16 protein-coding genes are annotated in these 21434 nt (G+C 41.1%); 6 read left to right on the plus strand and 10 right to left on the minus strand.

Annotated features, from left to right (window positions below):
* Window positions 1-42 precede the first annotated feature (42 nt).
* The 5 genes from RM368_RS24855 to RM368_RS24875 all read left to right on the plus strand — a co-directional run bounded on the left by RM368_RS24855 (window position 43) and on the right by RM368_RS24875 (window position 5068).
* On the plus strand, window positions 43-1149 hold the full coding sequence (locus RM368_RS24855; RefSeq protein ID WP_322696507.1) for a ligand-binding sensor domain-containing protein: 1107 nt from the start codon (window positions 43-45) through the stop codon (window positions 1147-1149).
* Between the two features lie 107 nt (window positions 1150-1256).
* A complete protein-coding gene (gene panB / locus RM368_RS24860; RefSeq protein ID WP_322696508.1) occupies window positions 1257-2027 on the plus strand; it encodes a 3-methyl-2-oxobutanoate hydroxymethyltransferase in 771 nt (256 codons plus the stop codon).
* Between the two features lie 14 nt (window positions 2028-2041).
* The gene (locus tag RM368_RS24865) at window positions 2042-2659 is read left to right on the plus strand and encodes a hypothetical protein (protein ID WP_322696509.1); all 618 of its coding nucleotides are present in this window, start codon (window positions 2042-2044) and stop codon (window positions 2657-2659) included.
* Between the two features lie 853 nt (window positions 2660-3512).
* Window positions 3513-4349, plus strand: a complete 837-nt coding sequence (gene dapB, locus RM368_RS24870) for a 4-hydroxy-tetrahydrodipicolinate reductase (RefSeq protein ID WP_322696510.1) — start codon at window positions 3513-3515, stop codon at window positions 4347-4349.
* Window positions 4350-4381: 32 nt separating this feature from the next.
* Window positions 4382-5068: a phosphate ABC transporter permease gene (locus tag RM368_RS24875; RefSeq protein ID WP_322696511.1), complete on the plus strand. Its 687-nt coding sequence runs from the start codon at window positions 4382-4384 to the stop codon at window positions 5066-5068.
* 173 nt (window positions 5069-5241) lie between these two features.
* Here the strand turns inward: RM368_RS24875 and RM368_RS24880 are convergent, their stop codons facing one another.
* The 6 genes from RM368_RS24880 to RM368_RS24905 form a co-directional block, all read right to left on the minus strand.
* Window positions 5242-6657, minus strand: coding sequence for a right-handed parallel beta-helix repeat-containing protein (locus tag RM368_RS24880; RefSeq protein ID WP_322696512.1), 1416 nt, complete (start codon window positions 6655-6657; stop codon window positions 5242-5244).
* 104 nt (window positions 6658-6761) lie between these two features.
* On the minus strand, window positions 6762-7391 hold the full coding sequence (locus RM368_RS24885) for a precorrin-8X methylmutase (RefSeq protein ID WP_322696513.1): 630 nt from the start codon (window positions 7389-7391) through the stop codon (window positions 6762-6764).
* A 116-nt stretch (window positions 7392-7507) separates the two neighbouring features.
* Window positions 7508-8317 carry a TPM domain-containing protein gene (locus RM368_RS24890; RefSeq protein ID WP_322696514.1) on the minus strand — a complete coding sequence of 270 codons (810 nt, stop codon included), beginning with the start codon at window positions 8315-8317 and terminating at the stop codon, window positions 7508-7510.
* A gap of 305 nt (window positions 8318-8622) precedes the next feature.
* Window positions 8623-9162, minus strand: a complete 540-nt coding sequence (locus tag RM368_RS24895) for a DUF948 domain-containing protein (RefSeq protein WP_322696515.1) — start codon at window positions 9160-9162, stop codon at window positions 8623-8625.
* 11 nt (window positions 9163-9173) lie between these two features.
* Window positions 9174-9524 carry a YtxH domain-containing protein gene (locus RM368_RS24900; RefSeq protein WP_322696516.1) on the minus strand — a complete coding sequence of 117 codons (351 nt, stop codon included), beginning with the start codon at window positions 9522-9524 and terminating at the stop codon, window positions 9174-9176.
* 433 nt (window positions 9525-9957) lie between these two features.
* Window positions 9958-10293, minus strand: coding sequence for a hypothetical protein (locus RM368_RS24905; RefSeq protein ID WP_322696517.1), 336 nt, complete (start codon window positions 10291-10293; stop codon window positions 9958-9960).
* A 772-nt stretch (window positions 10294-11065) separates the two neighbouring features.
* Here RM368_RS24905 and RM368_RS24910 point away from each other — a divergent pair.
* Entirely contained in the window at window positions 11066-12058 is a 993-nt protein-coding gene (locus RM368_RS24910) for a metal ABC transporter solute-binding protein, Zn/Mn family (protein WP_322696518.1), read from the plus strand.
* A gap of 335 nt (window positions 12059-12393) precedes the next feature.
* Here the strand turns inward: RM368_RS24910 and RM368_RS24915 are convergent, their stop codons facing one another.
* The 4 genes from RM368_RS24915 to RM368_RS24930 all read right to left on the minus strand — a co-directional run bounded on the left by RM368_RS24915 (window position 12394) and on the right by RM368_RS24930 (window position 21169).
* A complete protein-coding gene (locus RM368_RS24915) occupies window positions 12394-12891 on the minus strand; it encodes a DUF427 domain-containing protein (protein WP_322696519.1) in 498 nt (165 codons plus the stop codon).
* Window positions 12892-13006: 115 nt separating this feature from the next.
* A complete protein-coding gene (locus RM368_RS24920) occupies window positions 13007-14590 on the minus strand; it encodes an HlyD family efflux transporter periplasmic adaptor subunit (protein ID WP_322696520.1) in 1584 nt (527 codons plus the stop codon).
* Between the two features lie 113 nt (window positions 14591-14703).
* Window positions 14704-17715, minus strand: a complete 3012-nt coding sequence (locus RM368_RS24925; RefSeq protein ID WP_322696521.1) for a peptidase domain-containing ABC transporter — start codon at window positions 17713-17715, stop codon at window positions 14704-14706.
* Window positions 17716-18703: 988 nt separating this feature from the next.
* Window positions 18704-21169, minus strand: a complete 2466-nt coding sequence (locus tag RM368_RS24930; protein ID WP_322696522.1) for a putative Ig domain-containing protein — start codon at window positions 21167-21169, stop codon at window positions 18704-18706.
* Between the last annotated feature and the right edge of the window lie 265 nt (window positions 21170-21434).

Consider the following 21434-nt stretch of genomic DNA (forward strand, 5'->3'; position numbering starts at 1 on the left):
GGGAACACTGAAATTAACCCAAAGCCAGTTTAGGTAAATGCTATGGGTACTGTCTTTAAAGGAAATGTCACCGTGGTATTGTTTTACAAGCGTACTAGTTTATTAATTACTTCTATCTTGCTGGGGTTGATAGCTTTGCCAAATATGGGATGGGCGCAAAAAACCCCTGACATTAATTCATCTGATGTAACCCCCGCTTACCCAGCTTCCGCACCGCCACCGCGAGTAGAATCTTTGCCTGATGAGCGGGGAGTTGAAGAAAATTCGCCAAAAACTGATTATCGTGTTGGTAATTTATTGGGAGATGTTACAGGTAATCTTTGGGTAGGTTCTTGGCGGGGATTATCGCGGATCGATCCTAAAACCGGCAAGATTATTTCTCGTGTTAGCTTACCGAATGTTGCCATTGGGGCTTTAGCCCAAGACAAAGTAGGACGTTTGTGGGTAGGAAGTTATGAGGGACTAGTTCGAGTTGACCCCCGCACTAACGAAATCACCGCACAAAATTTATTTTTGCCTTCTAAACGCGTGTTGTCACTGTTACTTGACAAACGAGGTTATTTGTGGACTGGAACCGATAGCGGTTTAGCTCTCATTAGTCCCGACCAAGGCTTGATTATGACAACATTAAAAAATCTGCCTGGTGTCAGTGCTAACGCCCTGACTTTAGATGCTGAAGGTCAATTGTGGGTTGGTACTCTGGATGGGTTGGTGCGGGTAAATACTGCTAGTGCTGCGATTATGAAGCGAATAGCCGATTTACCAGGAACGACTGTACAAGCTTTAGCTATTAGTCCAGAAGGGTTAATTTGGGCGGGAATGCCGAATAATTTGCTAGTTATTAACCCAAAAACTGGTGCAGTGTTGCGGTCTGTAACTCGTCTGCGTGGGCGTGACGTGACGGCGATACGTTTTGCGAAAGATGGTAGTGTCTGGGTCGGGACAAATAATGGTTTGTTACGATTAGATCCAAATACAGGAGCTGTATTAGACCCAGAAGTTGCTGGACTTCCTTCTAGTCGGGTTCTTACCCTTGCACCTGATATCGCCAATAAATTATGGATTGGTACTAGTGAAGGTCTAGCTTGGTTAATGCCCAAAACGGACAGTGCAAAACCCCATATTGCTTTCAGTCGCGCCGTTAAATGATTAGTCATTTGTCCTTTGTCCTTTGTCATTAGTCATTTGCTAAGGACAGAAGAAGAAGACAAAGGACAAAAAATCCAAAATCTAAAATCTAAAATCTAAAATTGGCAATGGCAATCACTACCCAGCAATTAATTCAATGGAAACAACAGGGACGTTCAATTGTGGCGTTGACTGCCTGGGATTATGCGATCGCTCAACTCCTCGACGCAGCTGGTGTAGACTTAATCCTTGTGGGTGATTCTATGGCAGTAGTTCTTGGGTATGAAACAACACTGCCGATAACTTTGGATGAGATTATATATCACGCTAAAGCTGTGCGTCGTGGGGTTAAACGGGCATTAGTAGTTGTAGATTTACCTTTTTTGACGTATCAAGAAAGTCTGCAACAAGCGATGCACTCAGCTGGGCGAGTACTAAAGGAAACGGGCGCTCAAGCGGTAAAGTTAGAAGGTGGCTATCCAGCAATGGCCGAAACTGTGGCTCGTTTAGTAGAAGCTGGAATCCCAGTTATGGGTCATGTGGGTTTGACACCGCAATCGATACATCAACTGGGTTTGCGACAACAAGGAAAAACGCAAGAAGCCAGTGAGAGGATTTTACTTGAAGCGATCGCTCTCGAACAAGCAGGTGTATTTTCTTTAGTGTTAGAGCATATCCCCGCAGATTTGGCAATGCAGATTTCACAAAAATTAAGTATTCCCACAATTGGTATCGGTGCGGGAATTCACTGTGATGGACAAGTTTTAGTTACTTCAGATGTCCTTGGACTGGCAGAAAAGCATCCACCATTCGCCAAAGTTTACACGAATTTGCGCGAGACGATTACCAAAGCTGTGCAAGATTATGCTGTGGAAGTGCGAGAGCGGAAGTTTCCTTGATTTCATGATTAACTATGGCTGAAACTGAAGCAACAAATTTTTTAAGGGTTCTACTTCAACAAGATGCAGAGCATATACAAACTTGGTTGAGAATGGTTTGGGCAGAGCAACAGCAAGTACCAGAAAAATTTAACTGGCTTGGTTTGGCTGAAGTCTCTACTTTCAGAGCGCAAGAACTAGCCAATGAAGAATCTAATGAATCTCATTCAGAGAGCCTTGCTTGGGCAGAGATAGCAACTTCAGTTTACGAATTTTTAGCTGAAAATAATCCTAGCTTTTCTGAACGATATCTAAATTCTTTAATGGGATTACGAGCTTACATGATTGTAAAATTTGGTGCCCTTCCAGAAAATCCAGTTCTCGATATACATCTGATTATTAATTGGTTTTTCGATAATTTACACATTTCCTATGAAGAAGCATTAATTAAAGCAACAGATTGGAGAAAAGCTTTAGCAGCCAATAATCCAGAAGAAACTCAAAAAAAGTTTGATAGTGAACTGGAAGATTTCAGAAAATTAAGGTTGATTAAGAGTCGTTTAAGAATCATTAAATATTTATCTAAGAGTAAACATTTTCTTCCAAACGAGGAACTGAATACTTGGATTTCATTTTGGGAAAAATTGCCCTAAGCTATGTTAATTCAGTCTTTCGGAAATCCTTTAAGCAGTACTGCAACCTAAATCAACAGTAATACCATTTCACTTTAATAATGATACAAATACGCTGGTAAGGGTATGGCATTGCCCATTGGTGTCTACTTAACGCCAAACTGCTTGTCCGCCGGGAATTGAAATTCCCGTCTCATAGCTAAAGTCATCTGAAGATGACTAAATGTCGCCAGATGACTAAATATCGCCAAAAATCTCCAGTCTACTGAAGTAGACTTTAGCTATTAGCCCGAAAATTTATTTCCGGGCGGGTATGGTAATGCCCCTACGATAAATCTATATGCATCAGGATTTTCGTGAATTGGTATAACTACTAAAGAAATGTTAAATAAGCAGCTAATGAAGAAAATAAAAAACCCCGACTTGATAGCCGAGGTAAATGGGAGAAGTCCAAATGTCGATGGGATATTGCAAAACCGAAGTCTGTTTTTCTTAGTTAACACCCAATGCAACCAAAACTATATAGGTAATAGACAAGGTGCAATTATAGCTATGCAGCTTACTCTAGGGCTTTACTAAGCTATGTAAATAAATATAACAATAATATTACAAATGGTCAACTAGACTTGACAAACAAAGGCTGATATATTTTATAAGGAATACTTATCAAAACAGTACGATCGGCAAATAAAACGGGTTACTGGGTGGATAGTGCAATAAAAACGAGAACCGATGTTTTGGGGAGTAGAAAAACTAAGGGATTAGTTGCACAATTCAGGGTAGGTGGAATTAAGCCAGAGATTTGAGAAGCTAGCTACTAGATCGCGAAAGTCTTTACAATTCCTTTGTTGACTCAAAAAGTATTTCTCGACTTATGACGAATCAAGCTCCTATACCGGTTATTGTCAACGGTGCTGCCGGCAAAATGGGCCGCGAAGTGGTTAAGGCGGTAGCACAAGCGCCTGACTTAAACCTAGTGGGTGCAATTGACTACAGTTTAGAACATCAAGATAAAGATGCCGGGGAGTTGGCGGGTTTAAGCGAACCTTTGGAAGTGCCGATTACCAATCAATTAGAACCGATGTTGGGGTATGTGGCTGGCGACAGACAGTCTCCTCCAGGAGTGATTGTAGACTTTACCCATCCCGATTCAGTTTATGACAATATTCGTAGTGCGATCGCTTACGGTATTCGTCCTGTAGTCGGCACTACTGGGTTAAGTCCAGAACAAATTCAAGATTTGGCAGATTTTGCCGACAAAGCTAGCACTGGTTGCCTAATTATTCCTAATTTTTCCATTGGCATGATACTGTTGCAACAAGCCGCGATCGCAGCCTCAAAATATTTTGACCATGTGGAAATTATCGAACTCCATCACAATCAAAAAGCTGATGCTCCCAGCGGTACTGCGATTCAAACAGCGCAGTTATTAGGAGAATTGGGTAAAACTTTTAACCCTGCTCTTGTAGAAGAAACGGAAAAATTAGCAGGAGCTAGAGGCAGTGTAGCAGATGAAGGAATTAGAATTCATAGCGTCCGCTTGCCGGGATTGATTGCCCACCAGGAAGTGATTTTTGGCGCAGCAGGACAGATTTATACTTTACGACATGATACGAGCGATCGCGCTTGTTATATGCCAGGAGTGCTACTAGCGATTCGCAAAGTCTTAGCGCTAAAGTCGTTAGTATATGGATTAGAAAAGATACTTTAAACTTACTATTGAGCATTCATTACTTAGCACTCATGTTAGTACCACTGACTCGCCAGAAATTTGAACAAGTTGTCCCCCTAATTGCCACTGGTTTGCAGTACAAGTACTACTGGGGGAAGTTCTCAAATTTTTTGCAACGGCTGTTAATTTCTGTAGTTGCGGTAGTTGTTATTTTGCTTATAACAGTTATTTTCAAGCTTGAGTTTGCTTCAATAGTATTTGTGTTCGGGATAATTAGCGCTTTTTTTTGGCTGTGGTATCCAGTGTTTCAAGCAAGTATGCGGAATTTACAATGCCGCCGTTATAAATACGGCGGCTTTTTCCGTGGTCGAGTCCTAGATTGGTGGATTACAGACCAGTTAATAGGTAAAACCGAAACAGTCAACAACAAAGGCGAATTGGTGATTGTGGAAAACCGAGAAAAACAGATAAATTTAGAGATAGGTGATGATACAGGATTTAGCATTGAATTTGTAGCACCATTGCGTCCTGCCCACAAAGTTATTACTCGCGGTCAAATTGCAGAAATGGTAGTGATGTCCAATCGCCCAGATTTGAGCAGTATTGATGAATTCAGCGATATATACTTTCCCAATCGTGACCTGTGGGTTAGCGATTATCCTTTTCTGCGGCGAGATTTCTTTAACGAAGTCGGTCGTCGCTTGCGTGAAGACCAACAACAAAAGCCGCGTCGGCGGCGTCGTAGAGTAGAGGATTGAAGAGGTAATCCCAATACTACTCGGTTAAGCATTTTGAACCCAAAGTTTGGTTTTGGGAAAGAGTTAAAGGGTAAGGGTTAAAGGTTTTTTATTTCCTTTTCCCCCTGCCCCTTATCCCCAGAGGGGACCCCACCTTCCCCTTTCCCCTTTCCCCCTTAACCGACAAGTGATTGCTAACGAGAGCATCCCACTTTGATGAGTTTTCCTTGCAAGCGATAAGTCACCGTTCCACAGGCAAAACCTGCCGACTTAGATTCTACATAAGGCTGTGTCGGCGGATTTTGTTTATCTAACCGCGATTTCCAATTGCCAGATATTTTTTTTAGAGTGGGATACTTGCTTAAAAATTGTGAGCCTGCAACAATATCATGAGGCCCTTTAACATTTATTTTAGAGCTATTCATGTAGATATTATAATCATAAATAACGTTTTTATTTTTAGTCTTATTATTAATATTTTTTCCAGGAAAAGCATAAAGAATGTTCCTGAGAATTCTGACATCAGATGATGTATAAGCAAATATTTGCCCGCCATTAAGTTCTGGACTTTGATTATTTAAAACAGCTGTGTTATTTACAATATCAACATGCTCGCTTAAAAATGCATGAATACCCGACCCACCATTATTAAATGCAAGATTATTTTGAACTAAAGTGTATCCTTTATACGCATCCAATTTGGAGTTATTTTGATCGTTTCTAGAACTATCGATAATAATACCATTACCGTCTGTGATCTTTCCGACTGCAATCCAAGGGATATACATACGATTGTTGTAGGTTTTGTTGTTAGTAACAAACATCTTGTATCCCCGCTTATTGTCAGAGTTCCAACTATTCAAAATTGAAATGCCACTGGTACCATAAACGCTATACCAGGCATTATCGAACACTTCGTTATTATTTATTGTCACATAATCCGATTGAATAGCGGAAATGCCTGCTCCTCCACACTTATGTACCTTGTTGTTGACAATACGTATATGGTGACTATGACCATTTGTTCGTCCATCCACACTGATGCAGTTTCCATTTGTTAGCGGGTTTTGTTTGTTAGTCTTCTGACTCATCGCATAATCAAGGGTTATATTGGCATTATTTCCTATCACCTCCAGGCCATTTATCTCTATATATGAAGCTCCATTTGAAATCGAGATACCGTTCCATGTATTGTGCTGAATTTTTGGGAAATGACCAGGATATGCTTTATACTTAATCCATGCATTTGCAGTTCCAGAACGTCTAATACTTACTGCACTACCAGCTTTTATTAAATTTGTGTACACTCCGTTCATAATCAATACTGTATCGCCAGGGTTAGTCAGATTTGCTGCCTTTTGAATTGTTCTAAAGGCGGATGAAATAGAGAGTCCGCTATTTGTGTCATTTCCAACACCACTAACATAGTATGTTTTTGGAGTTGCGCTAGTGCTAATTAGCTGACGGTTGGATAGGATAATTTCTTTGTTAGTAGATACCTGACGAACGTTTTTAACTAAAGATACTTTTATTCCTTCTCCATCAGCTAAAAGACTTAATACCACAGGAATTGTAAGATATGCACTTAAATTGAAACCTTGAATTACCACAAGAAAAGGCTCCTTTAACGGCACGACTTCAGAAAAATATCAGCATATTCAATGATTGATGAATACTCTTTTGGATACAAAATATAATAATAGAGTCGACTTTCCTAGCTCCCCCGATTTCTATCTTGTCCATAGGCTTGCCAAGCTAAGTCTACCAACCCATCAACGATCGCAGCTGCTACAACTGCATTACCTTTGCGGCCGTCAATTATAATGTGAGGCACTAGAGAGTCTTGTAAACGCTCCTTAGCTTCATCAACATTTACAAATCCCACTGGAGTTGCGATCGTTAAAGCAGGTCTAATTTCCTCAAGTTCAATTAAATCCAGCAGTGCAGTCAGGGCCGTTTGCGCTTGACCCACCACAAAAATTCCCTCTGGATAACGCTTTGCTAAGGTTTCTATTCCCCATGCTGCGCGAGTCTTTTCTTTTTGAGGGCGTGTGAGAGCTTCCATGCTGCAATACACTGGATTCGCAAAGGTATTTTGAATATCGTAGGCAATACCTACTTGTACCATCGGGACATCTACCACAATCGTGGTACGTGCGGCTAGCGCTGCTGCTCCAGCTTGCAAGGCACGCTCAGAAAAGCGAATCAAAGACTTATACTCAAAGTCAGCCGTGGCGTAGATTACCCGACGCACAATCTCATACTCTGCGGGTGAAAAGACATGATCGCCAATTTCACTATCAATGATTGCTAAACTTTGAGCATCAGTTACGTGCCATTCCATTTTTGTTGAGCTTCTCAAATATTAGCTTTCAGCTTATCAGCTTCAGAGAGTTAAGAGTTAGGAGTTAGGAGTTAGGAGTTATAAGTTAATTAAACTATTCACTCCTAACTACTCACTCATAACTCATTGCTAGAAGAAGACCGATTGAAAATAGGAGATAGGTAGGCAACCAAGACGCCAATGAGAAACCCAGAGATATTGCGAACTAAAGGCAACCAGTCGCTTGTACGTGTCACAACTGGCCCAATGCCGAAGGCAATAAACAAAATTCCCCACAAAGGTGAGAAAATTAAAGCCCATTGCCAAGCAAAAACTTGTCCTTTTTGGCGGGGTTGAGCTGCAAATCCACAAATCACCCCACCAATAATTGAGGTAATCAAGGTGAGAATCCACTGCTCTCGTGGTAGTCCGGGGACAACATTACAACCCCCTTTGAGCAAACAGCCTTTAACGGATTCTAAGGCTTGTAGAATGGCTTGGTCTTCGCCTTGCTCGCGGACAAAATACAAATTACCGAAGCGAGTTTGCAGTTCTATCCAAAAAGTCCGAGGTAAAAGTTTATAAACAGCATCGCCGACGCTAAAACTGAGGATGTTACCGCCGCGAGAATCGGCAACGAGTAGAATACTTTTGTCATCCAAACCCCAATATTTGATCACCGCGCGACCTGGGGTGCGGTCATATTGGGTTAAGACTCGCAATTTCCAGCCCGTGTCGGCTTCAAACTGCTCTAAATCTTTGACAAGCTTTTCTTCTTGCAGTACAGGCAGAGATTTAGCTAAATCTACAACTGGGGTAAAGGTGTCAGGAAGTAACTCAGGATTGTCATAAGCCAATGCTGGGGGAGAATGCATCATCCAAATTGACCCAGCCAGAAAAAATACTGCAATAGATACTAGAATTCGTCGCCAAAAACAAGATTGCATGGACGTTTTTATACAAATATTAACGGTAAAAGCGAACAAGTTGTTTTAAAAGAGTACTAGAAAAATGATAGTCCTTTACACTTGTTTACTTTACTCTAATCTAGGGGATCAAAGCAAAAGGTTTTTGGGGAGTGGAGAGTAGCCTTCAGGATGTATAAAGGTAAGGTGCATTTTGTCATTTTTGCGAATTCAACAGGTGAGAACCTTTTCGCTGTCATCTTGGGTTTGATTTTTAGCATAGAGCTATAGCTGATCTTGATACCCGCAACAAGGAAGATAAGCAATACCCAATGCCCTTTTTCTACTCAATCTTCGTCATCAAAATTGTTTTCCCAGCTAGTGGCATCGTTATAACCGTCATTAGCGCGGTACACTTCTGCTTTGATTCGGCGATTTTCTTGCCTTAACACTTCTCGTTCTCGCAACGTTAGTGGTGGTTTTTCATTGGTTGGTAAGCGATCGCTTGTTCGCCTTGTGGGTTTTTGGCGCGTGAAGTTTCTCCAAGCAGCTTTCGCGCCCACAAAGATGCTGCGTGTACTTACTTGCAGATTTTGAGCCTGAATTCTTGCACTATCAAAGCTTTGATCGACTTGTTTCACAACCTGACTAGCACTTTTTACGCCCTCGCTGACATCACCAGTTAAGTCAGTGATTTCCAAACCAGTTACGCGGATAGCTTCTAGAGTGGGTGGTAACTCCCGCGAGAGAGTATCAAATAGCTTTTCTGCACTGCGAGCCGCGCGTGCTAACTCCTGCAAAGCCGGTATCGCCGCCACTAAAACCGCAGTCAAGCTTGTGGCGACTAAAAGTAAGGAAAGTCCCAACCAAAACAGGGGTTCAATCACGGTTATGTCATTTATGAGCGTTCTAATTGCTGGGGAAGCGAATCTGAGTCTTTAACAGATGTTTGTCGCTTCAAGACTTGGCTTTCTCGCTGGCTGGCATCTACGCCTGCTGCGATCGCTTCCCGTAATCGATCTAAAGTCTCATCCCAGTTTCGTAGTGCGCTAGCAGAGAGACGATCTGCCTGAATTTGCACACTCACTGATAAATCTTCTGCCAATTCTGGGATAGCATTAGCAGATTTTTTCAAAATTTTACGCGTTTCGCGCCCTGTGCGTGGAGCCACGAGTAAACCAGTCAAAGCACCGATTGTAGCTCCCAGCATCAAACCGCCAAAAAATACTCCAGAACGGTTATTAGACATGTTATTGTTTCTCTCCTTACACCCATTTTAGGTGGGTTTTCTCCCCTTGTAAGACTCAACCGATTTTATTCAGTTAATCTATGGTGACAAAATATCAGCCAGAAATGTTGCTTTTATTCATTAATACTAAAAACATTAATTACTTGTAATTCAAAACTCCCCGTATTTCCCAAAGTTTTGATACCTCTGGTGGGCATCTTTTTGTGTTATGTCTTGGGTAGTTCCGTACCCTTCTACTGAAGGGACGCTCTTAATAACAAGCTTTGAGGGTATGGAAAGGGGAAGCGATGCCTGCGGTGGTCACTGAGCTTTGTCGAAGTGCGGGCTATGCCTACGCTAGAAGCCAATGCACCCTATGGGATCTTACTAGGGATCTTTCTCTTGTGTTCCCCGTCAGCCTTAATCATAAATGTTCATGTGAACCTGACATCACTCATTTTGCAACTGTTCTTTTCCGAGATATTAACTCTAGCTTCAGAAAATAACGCTGCCAGATTTGCCGCCCTAGCAAAAGTAAACTGATAATTTGCCGCACTTGTTGAATTTGCATTTGTAGCGCTTGATTTCTCTGCCGTAAGTTATAAATATTCTGTTGGCTGAGATAAATATTTTCGGGTGCTTTATTCAAGGCTGCATTGGTACAACTTTCATAGGCGGTTAACCTATCTGCTATGTATGCTAGCTGGTGCTTAAGTTGCCACACCCGCCAAGCCACATAAATTAGTATCAGTGAAATCAGGGTGTTAATTATGACAACTAAAATTACCATTATTTATCATGACCAATATTAGCTTTGAGGAATTGTTCTATATACTTGATTTGGCTCTTATTTAATGATGAAGAAACTAAAAGATAAAATTTATGGCACCAAGTACATCCTGAATTCTGGCAATAAAAAGTAGTTAGATAATGCTCTAAGCGATATTGAAAGGCTTTACTAGGTCAAAATTAGTGTAAAAAAGGCTGATGGCTAAAAAATCGCCAATTTGCCAATTTTGTAACAATGATATGTCCACACCTCGCAAAACCACAGCTACAATTGCCTTAGATTCACGACTCGGTTTGCGAAATCAACCCGTATGCTCCATAAGCCCCATCATTACTACCTCCCATTCCTTAACCTAATAATCCTAGTCAATTTGCGAGCTTTGTGGGATGTAAGCACAATGGTATAGACCCTTCAACAGATGGTGAGAGAACTACACTACACTCCTTGGAGACTCCCCAGCATTGCCTTTATTATTGTGCTCCTACCTTTACCAGTTTTCCAGTCTGTCGTGTGCAGTTAACTAATATTTTGCCTGTAAAAACCTCACTAGTGGATCGCCAACCAAAAATTGCTGGGTGTGGACTTGGGAAACAGATAAGTGATAGAGGAGAAAGTCTCTTAATTCCTCTTCTCTTAACGTTTACCCCTTTCTTTGCCGAAGGCTTCCCCCTCAGCCCTTAATCTCTTCCCCGCTGAAGACTTTCCCTTGGTATTTTACTAATACTTTACCAATAATGATTATCTTTTTTTACACATCCAGTAGGAGTTGAGGATGTCAAAAAAATCACCACTGAATAATTTCTTCCCAGTTATTCTTGCTGCCTTGACAATTGGATTTGTTGGATGTCGAAATCAAGCTGTAAGCACTACATTCACTCAGACTAACACCCAGGTAAATGAGAATCTTCCCCAAGTTGTAGCGACTACAAGCGTACTGTGTGACTTAACCAGGCAGATTGCTGGAAATACAGTTAACCTCACCTGCTTAATTTCCCCTACTGCCGACCCCCAATTTTATAAACCAAAACCGGAAGATCGTAAAGCCATTGAACAAGCTAATCTTATTCTTTATAATGGTTACAATTTTGAACCAAATCTGATCGAGTTAATTAAAGCGACTAAAAACCCTACACTAAAAATAGCCGTCGCTCAACTGGCAGTACCCAAGCCACAAAAATTTCAGGCAGATGGTAAGAATGTAACCGATCCTCATGTTTGGCACAATACCAAAAATGCTATCAGAATGGTAGAGGTAATTAATAGTAAGTTGAGAAAATTACAATCTAGTGATGCAGAGGCTTATAGCAGTAATACTAAAAAAATTACCAATGAACTCACTCAACTAGATAGCTGGATTAAGTCAAGAATTGCCAGTATTCCTATCAAAGAACGTAAGTTGGTTACAACCTCTGATGCACTGAGTTATTACGCCAAAGCATACCGGATTTCATTGACCGGAGGATTGCAAAGTATTAGTACTAAAGAAAACTTGACAACCGAACGAGTCAATAATTTGGCTACCAACATTAAACAAGCTAAGGTATCAACAATTTTTGCTGAAGAGGAAATTAATCCTAATTTGATTCAATCTGTAGCCAGAAAAGCTGAAGTGGACATTTCTGACAGAAAGCTGTATTCTGAGGGACTTGGTGAACCAGGAAGCGACGCGGACACTTATCAGAAAATGATGATTGCCAATACACGCACAATTGTGGAAGGATTAGGAGGCACGTATTTGATGTTTGAAAGAAAACCTGCTAGGTAGCCATAACCTCAATCCAGTAATCCCAAAAACAGGATTTTTTCAGATTTCATAAAACTTGGTTTATTTAGTAGTAGTAGCACAGCAAGCTTAATTTATTGGGTTGAGTAATTCTGTTAATTATTAAATTTTGGTTTTCGTAAGTTTTTGAAACCCAACATTTTAAGCATATCGCGCTACTACGTTGACCAAAAAAAAAAGGATACAAGCCCCTGAATTTATTTATGGAAAAGAAAAAATGCAAAGCAACAACATTAATTCAAGCCCTTAGATTTATCCGTGAGGTCTTCAATTTTGAATTTTGAATTTTGAATTTTGAATTCCCCGCAGGGTTTGACTCACCATCCCCAAGTACCAGGAGCGCCTTTAAATGGCCCAACAATATCACTGGTTATCCAACCGCCGTAGAAGTTACCTGGTTGTGGTTGCACCTCTTCGCCATTAACGTAGCATTTATCCATTAAATGAGCATAAAAAGCTACATAGTCCTTGATAGATTCAAAGGCTGGTGTGGGTTTGGGGTAGAACCAAGCAGCATTATGGACTTGTTTATCGCCAACTCGGATTGTGTAGTAACCAGCACTTCCCTTCCACTCACAAAAGCTAGATTGCGGAGTCATCTGTAGATATTCCATTTTGATATCTGCTGGGGGAATGTAGTAAGAAGGAGGATGACTGGTTTCTAAAACACGTTTGGCGCTGTGAGTATCTACAATTACTACTCCATTAAAGATTATTTGGATATGTTTGGTTGTGTCCTCCAAAAGAGGAGGACGGGGGTAATCCCAAACTGATTCTTGTCCGGGAGCAGGTTCGATGCGTTGAAAATTAACCATTATGAAGAGTGCTGCTTGCTAAGTGCTAAGAGAGAAAAAGTACTCAGTACAAATCTACTTGGTGAAGGAGCAACTTCCCTTGTAGAGCCACTGCAATCTTTTAACTCAACTTTCTTCATCGTACCTGTTTAAGAGCATCAACTTGCTTGGTAAACATTTCAGTGAATAAACTAAGCACAGTCCGTTCTTCGCGCACTTTTATATTGGCACTGATGGACATACCTGATTGCAAGTTAACTTTTTTGTCCTTAATCACTAGGGATTGTCTATCTAATGAGACTTTTGCCGGAAACCTGTAAAACTGATGGGTTTGGTCTGGCGGTAATGCGTCTGAACCTATCTCAGTTACTTTTCCCTTAATATCCCCAAACTCGCTGTAAGGAAAGGAGTCAATTCTGACATCTACTTTCATACCTTTTCGCACAAACCCAATATCTTTGTTAGTGATGAAAACTTCAGCGATATAGTTTTCCTTGGGGACAATTTGCAACAGTTTTGTAGTTGGAGTTGCGACAAATCCGGGATTTTTTGCTTGCAAATCGAAAACTGTTCCAGCTACAGGTGCGCGGAGTTCTTGATATTTAACGTTTAACTGTGATTGAGATATTTTACTATTGACATCTGCCAAACGCTGCTCATTTTCCAGCACAACTTTCATGAATTGGCTATCGATTGTAGCAATCTGTTGTTTGTTCTGAGCTATCTTATCCAAAATGTTTTTATCAGAAACAGCCACCGTATTGCTTAACTCTTGTTGTCCTTTTTCGATATCAAACTGGAGACGTTTCAGTTCTTCACCTAGTTGGGCTACTTCTGCGGTGCGGTTTTGAACTTCTTGTTGCTGATTGAGATACTGAAGTTGAGAAATTCCACCTTCTTCTGCTAATATCTTCAGCTTATTTAAAATTCCCTCTTGAATGGCTAAACTTGATTTACTATCTTCTAGCTTAATTTGATTTTGAAGCAGTTGTTTTTTGGTCTTTTCTACTTCTAATCGCGCTGCGGAAGACCGAGAGTCTAATTCTTGTTTGGCAACTCGTAGAAGTTGTTGTTCATCAATTCCTACTCCAGAATCTTGACCAGAATTTTTTAATTGAGTGCGAAATAATTCATTTTCTGCTACTAATGCTGCCCGACTTTTTAGTAGAAAAGCAGTTTCTTGTGGCAAATTACCGCGCAAATAGAACAGTTCCGAGCCAGTAGCCGTGCTTGCATTCATCAATCGCCGATAAATCTGGTTTTCTTTCATTAATGCAAGGCGAATTTTATTCAAAGAATTTAATTCGGCAACAGAGGCTATGGAATCAAAAGTTAGCAGTAAATCACTTGGCTTCACTTCTTGTCCATCTTTTACATTAACTGTTTTCACTACTCCACTTACAGGAGCTTGAACTTCTTTGACTGTTCCTTGAGGTTTTAATTGCCCGGTTGCTGGCACTACTTGCTCAATTTTTGCAAAATAAGTCCAACCAATACCAAAGCAGGCTAGCCCCACTAGTGTAATCATGATTGTACGCGACCAAATTGGAGATTGGCGCAAGACAATAGATTGCTCAAATTCCAGATTGTTTAAGTGAGTTAAAGACTCTTGAGCAGCTTTTTGTTGTTTTGTGAGTACGTGTGAATCGTGCTTCACTCCATTTTTGTGATTGCCGTTTTTGTGATTGCCGTTGAGGTGATTCCCATTAAGTTGAGTCATAACGATTTTGGGTTTTGGACTTGTCGTGAGCGTTCAGTCGAACGATTTTGAATTTTTTGTGGGTTGGGCAATGTTTCCCGATGCCAAAAACCTTTGCCCTCAAGAATGACTAATTACAAGTTTACATCTTGTTGCTGATACAGGTAATAATAATGACCCTTGGTAGCCATTAATTCTTGATGGCTACCTTGTTCTATAACCCTGCTGTTATCCATCACAACAATCATATCTGCATTACTGACAGTATTCAGTCGGTGGGTAATAAAAAATACTGTATCGCCCTTAAATGCTTTGGCTAAATTGAGACATATTTGCCGTTCTGTGGGATAGTCTAATGCGCTAGTTGCTTCGTCTAAAACTAATAATTTTGGTCGTTGTAAAACAGAACGAGCGATCGCAATTCTTTGTCGTTGTCCACCTGAAAGTGCAGAACCCCGTTCTCCCACCCGCGTATTATAACCGTTTGGTAAGTTCATGATAAACTCGTGGGCGCAAGCAACCTGAGCCGCTTCGATAATTTCTTCGGTTGTGGCATCGGGATTGGTTAGGGCAATATTTTCTTGAACGCTGCCGTCAAACAATAATGTCTCTTGGGGAACTACGCCAATTTGTCGTCGCAACGAATAAAGTTCCACTTTGGCGATGTCATAACCATCAATCAAAATTCTGCCAGACTCAGTTTCGTAAAGTCTCAGCAGTAATTTCATCATCGTACTTTTTCCAGATCCACTTTGCCCGACAATGCCGATAAATTTACCTGGCGCAAATTCCAGGTTGACATTAGAAAGTTGTAGAGGGCCACTTGTGCCAAACCGGAAGGAAACATTTTCGTATTTTACAGCTCCCTTAATCGTGGGTAAGGGTATATTGTAGCGGTCTGTTTCTCCTTCTTGTGGCGTATCGACAATATCGCTTAAACGCTCCAGAGATAAGGCAGTTTCTTGGAAGCTTTGCCAAAGTTGAGCTAAACGTAATATTGGGCTGGTGACATAACCCGATATAATCCTAAAGGCAATTAATTCGCCTAAAGTTAATTCTTGTTGCAGTACTAAATAAGCTCCTACCCACAAAACTAGTAAGCTGCTGAGTTTGTTGAGAAAGTTACTAGTAGAGTTAGCCAGGGTAGAAGTCACAACTGTTTTAAAACCAGCGGCGACAAATCGGGCGTAACGCTCTTGCCAGGAAAAGCGCGATCGCAATTCAATATTTTGCGCTTTTACAGTTTGAATTCCTGACATCACCTCCACTAAATAAGATTGAGTTTCGGCGTTGCGTTCGGCTTTGGCACGTAACTGTCTACTAATCGTGGGAGAAGCAACTAAGGTGATAATCACAAATATTGGAATTGTGCTTAAGCCGACTAACGTGAGTTGCCAACTATAAATCAGCATCACACCGATATAGACCAGCGAAAACAAAGCATCTAATCCGACTGTTAAAGCAGTACCAGTCAAGAATTGGCGGATATTTTCTAATTCGTTGATGCGAGTGGAAAGTTCACCCACCGGTCGGCGTTCAAAATAGCGCAGTGGTAGGCGTAGTAAGTGGTCAATTATTTGCGACCCTAAACCCATATCGATCCGGTTTGTGGTATCGACAAATAAGTAGGTTCTTAAGGTAGTTAGTACTGCTTCAAATAGTCCAACGACTAAGAGCAAAACACCCAAAATATGTAGTGTGCCAATACTATTTTGAGTGATAACTTTGTCGATAATTAACTGAACAACTAGCGGATTTGCTAACGCTGCCAACTGCACGAAAAAGGAAGCGATAAAGACCTCGATTAGGACTCGACGGTGCTTTGATAAATAAGGCAGAAACCACCGTAAACTAAAGCGTTCTTGGGGTGTTTGATTGGTCGCAGTCAGCAGTAATACCCGAACTTTGGGCGGAAAATCAGTTGGATCGACATCTAATTGTTCAACCAATTGAGCTACTTTGCAGCGCACAATTCCTTTGGATGGCACACCCACAACCGCGGTATTGGCATCCACTGCATATAAAACGGCAAAATTATCGCCGTAGCGAATTAGCGCAGGTGTCGGAATGCGCGTGACTGAAGCGACTGGTAACTCTATCAACTGCGCCTTCAGTCCAATTAATTCTGCCAAGTAAGCAGTAACTTGAAACGATATAGTCCCCTGACGCTTGATTTGCTCAGTTAAGATACGGCGAACCACCTCGCGACGAAACGGCATTTCTAGGTGTTTCGCGATCATTTGGAAGCAGGCGAAGGTTGAATTTAATTCTCCTTTACCGCCAAAAAATGGGTATTTTTGTTTTGACGAATTATTTGAGTTTTGGGGGGCTGGTTGTGGAACTATTTCGTCTGATGCGTAGGGAATAATATCTAAGTCGTCAGCGCTATCTCTATCTACTCTAGTTTCAGTTATTGCAAGTTCTATCTCATGACTATCTTCTAAGATCAAATCTGACGGATGTATACCAAGCAACCGTCCGGGGTTTTGACCGATGACCTGAATTTTGTCTCTGTCATCGTCTGGTTCTAGGCGATCGCCAGGTGAGAAATTCGTGACTGTACCACCGCCACTCACAAACCAAACGCTTTTGCTATCCAGTTGGTGGAAGGGAGTTTTTCCGGAAGGGAGATAATGTATTTTCGCCTGGGGTAAGGCTTTTTCTGTCAGTTCTCTAAGATTTAAAGTGGCGATCGCTTGCTTTTGCCAATAGGAAGCGAGAATATCGAAAACTTCTACCAAATAACTGCGGTTCTTCCGAGCTTCGGCAAAAGCTGGGTATGAAGCCAGAAAGCTAAAATATGCTGATGCACTCAAGGTTAAACATACTACTTCGGTGGAAGCGATCGCTGTTTCACAGGCGACATCGCGTAACAAACTGATTTCGCCGATAATTTCCCCAGGTTGTAGTAATTTTAGGGTAATTGGCAATTGCGTCTGAGGGTCGTATCCTAACAAGCGCACTTGTCCCTCATAAATGATCGTGATGCGTTCCGGGAGACTTTCTTTACCGATGATTTTCTGGCCTATGCGATAGCGCCAGGCTTGCAGTTGTTCTGATAGATTAGCGATCGCTCCATCTGGCAACTGCTCAAACCCCTCTAGGGCGGTGAGAAATTCGGGAAAAGTGTTCTTAATATAAGTCATATAAAACAAGTTAAAGTGAGGAATTAAGTGGAAAATATTAGGGAGTATCTCTTTTACTAACAGTGGCAGTGTTTGGTTTTATGCCAGCAGTAACAATACTTCTGGGGGATTTAGGTGTTTAAATGTGTAAAAGCACAGAGAGCAAGTTCGTTTAATTGCAGACCTGTATTTATATCACAGGGTGACGATTGTTATGCATTTTTCCAAATTAAGCATACTGTAAATAGATCGAGGACAAGTTATCACTTGGTTAACGCTAAGTAGGCGTAAATATTTGTCATTGGGATAAGGCAGGAGGCAGGTGGTCACTGAGCCTAGTCGTTGGCGCAGCCTCTTTGACAGGAGAAGTGAGGCAGAAGGCAGGAGGGAAGAGGATTTTAGCCTCGTTCATTTTTGTTAATATAGTTTGGTTTTATTCTGCCGACCTACTTGTATAATTTATACAAAATTAAAATTAATATTTTAGTATTGCAACTATACAAGATGGATACTCATTATCAAACCAAAACACATAAAAGTAGTTGTTAAATTTAGGTTGCCTATTTTGCTTTATGATAGTCAACATGAAAATATCACAGATGCTTTCCTAAGTAAATATCCTAGTTAAAATTATGTAATAAAAAAAACTTTAAATTTCTAAATTATTTTTGACAAATTCTTGAATACAGGGATTGACAATATTACTAATGGCGAAAGACAAAAGCTTTCCTCGTTAAAAACCACCTATACCCTAATTATGAAATAGTTCTCCATCACTTTTTTGCTAGCTTAATTTAATAAAAATTAACTAAAAAAGGAAAGAGGAAGACTCTTTGTCACTCTAGAGGAATCAACTATTAAATTTATGAAGGAAAGACAACAAGTGCCTTCAGTAAATTTACTACTTTAATTAATAGCGAGTCGATCTAATTGCTATGCACAAAACAACCTCACCCCGCAACCGGGATGAAGTTGTTCGATTTTACTAAGTAATTACTAGTATTTGATACTAGGCAAGATTGGCACTCAAATTGACCTGCACAATCACATCGTTGTAATCTTTGTCACCACCATTTGGTAAATCCTCAAAACCAAAGGTGTTATTTCCCAATAGTCGAATGTGATCTACCTTATCTGAATTAGCACCTAAAAATGTGAAGTAAACATTCTTATTGCCATTGCCACTGAGAATCGCATCGGGTCTGCCATCCACAATAATAAATGGTGCAAACAAAGAATTCGGATCAAAAGTGCCAGTGTAATTTGCGCTGCCTTGGTTGCCTACCGTCAAGTCAATGCCTGCAACACGGCCACGCACAGCAGCTTCGGCGTAGCCAGCCTGGCCAACGAGAATATCTGCCGTGCCATCACCGTTGGTGTCGATACCACCATTTTCATCAGCCACCTGATAAAAGCCGACAAAGTTATTGTAAGATGCCTCTCTGTTGACTTGAAACTCAGCTGTTACCGATTGTGTCACACTCCGTAGATCAATCAGTTCGCCTTGATATTCGCCTTGCAGACCAGTACCTAAAGATACCTCTTGATTGGTTGGCTGAATATCCACTACCAAATTCTGAAAATTAAGAGAAAACCCTTGAGCTTCTATGTTGTTATTTGTACCTGAGGAAAAAAGCACACTTGAGAAGGGGGTTTTTCCAGACACTACAGCTTGAGTAGTGCTGTTGGATACTAGATAAAATCTGAATTTAGTATCAGAGTTGAATTCTAATATGTTTTTCAGGTCGGCGGGATTAAAACCATTAGGCAAATTGGCAAGAGTGGAGAAAACCACCTTTGAACGCAAAAGAGCCGCTTGTGTATAGCCTTCTGCACCAGGGGCTATGCCGTTAATCCTACCTTCTTCATTGTCAACAGTAAATACATTTAGTTCATTCACCTCTTTAGAGGTGTTGTTTTTAATCTTGACTGAGAGTTTTGCTTTATCATCTTTAATGTTCAGCTTAGTCTTGACACTAAAGATATCGCCTGTAATTGTCACTAGAGGAGTATTGTCAGCAACCGTAAGTTGAAACACATCACTGGCTTTCTCTCCAGCAATATCCTTAGCTGTGACTTTGATATTCAAACTACCTACGTCCTCATTCTCAGGAGTACCACTGAAGGTAAAGGTAGTAGGATTGAAGTTCAACCAAGTGGGTAGTAGCTCATCATTTTCCAGGGTTGCAGTGTAGGTGAGGATGTCTCCAATATCCACATCGCTAAAGGTGTCAGCTGGGACAGTGAAGTTGAAAAGTGTGTCTTCGGTAACTTGTTGGTCTGCAATTTCTTTTACTAAGACTGGAGGATCGTTGACATTATTAATCGTGATTTTAAACACATCACTGGCTTGCTCTCCTGCAAAATCTTGAGCGGTAACTTTGATGTTTATACTACCTACGTCTTGATTTTCAGGAGTGCCACTGAAAGTCCTAGTAGCAGCATCGAACTTCAACCCTGTCGGCAAAGGCGTATCGTCGGGCAGAGTTGCAGTGTAGGTAAGGGTATCTCCGCCATCTGGGTCAGTGAAAGTGTCATCTGGTACAGTGAAGGTGAAGAGAATACCTTGAGTGCCTTGTTGGTCTGCGATCGCTTTGGACAAGACTGGAGGAGTATCAACAGTGAGTTTAAACACATCACTGGCTGTTTCTCCACCAACATCCTTAGCGGTAACTTTGATGTTTAGACTACCTACGTCCTGATTCCCAGGAGTACCACTGAAAGTCTTGGTAGCAGCATCGAACTTCAGCCCATTCGGCAAAGGCGTATCGTTGTCCAGAGTTGCAGTATAGGTAAGGCTATCTCCGACATCTGGATCGGCGAAAGTGTCATCTGGTACAGCGAAGCTGAAGAGAATACCTGGGGTGGCTTTTTGGTCTGCAATTTCTTTTCCCAAGACTGGAGCAGTTAGTACTGAAGCGTAAACTGCCATTACTTCTGGCTGAAACGCCAGAGTAGGAACAATTGCCCTCGTAGAAACCTCCAGTTCCCAGTCACCACCTAATGCAGTACTCCCCGTTAAGTTATCAGACGCCGCTACTACTGCACCTGTCAATTCACTCAGACGCTGTACAAATGCTTTACCTTGCTCTGTTTGCCCAACTTCGCAACCATACAATAGTAGTTGTGCATCTGCACTCAAAACATTTGCCCAGTCCATGAGTTGCCAAGCATAATGGTTGAGGGTTTCGTAGCTGAGTTGACTGTTCCCCAGGTAGACTTGTCCTGGTGCGCCGTGAGAAACAATATGTAGAGTATTGATTTCCCGATGAGTTGCCAGCACTTGGCTAATTTGTTCAATGCCATTCTGGTCGGGATCTAAGACTACAACAGAAGTATTCGGCAATACACCTGCTACTAGACATTGGTAGTTCTCAACCTGTGGGTCTATGAAAACTAGGTGAGTAGCAGGTATTTGCTCATACAAGTCTTGAGTTGATTGGGTAGCGATCGCGATCCGGATGGTGTCTGACATAATTACTCTTAATTAATTAATAGTTTTTTCGTTGCAGCCGTTGCGTGCTATATCCTGGAAATCACGTAGAAGCAGGATTTTCTTGGCATAGCCAAGGAGTCAATTATTAAACTGATATAAGAATCATATTTGATATCTGAACAATATTTTAGATAAAATCCCGATAAAATCGGCTTTTCAGTCTCAGGATGTTTTCAAAAATTAAATCGGAATCCTAGGGCGTGTCATCAATTGAGCCAAATGACAGAAGCAGCCAGATAAATTG

The organism is Nostoc sp. DedSLP03 (assembly GCF_034530815.1).
GTDB lineage: Bacteria > Cyanobacteriota > Cyanobacteriia > Cyanobacteriales > Nostocaceae > Nostoc.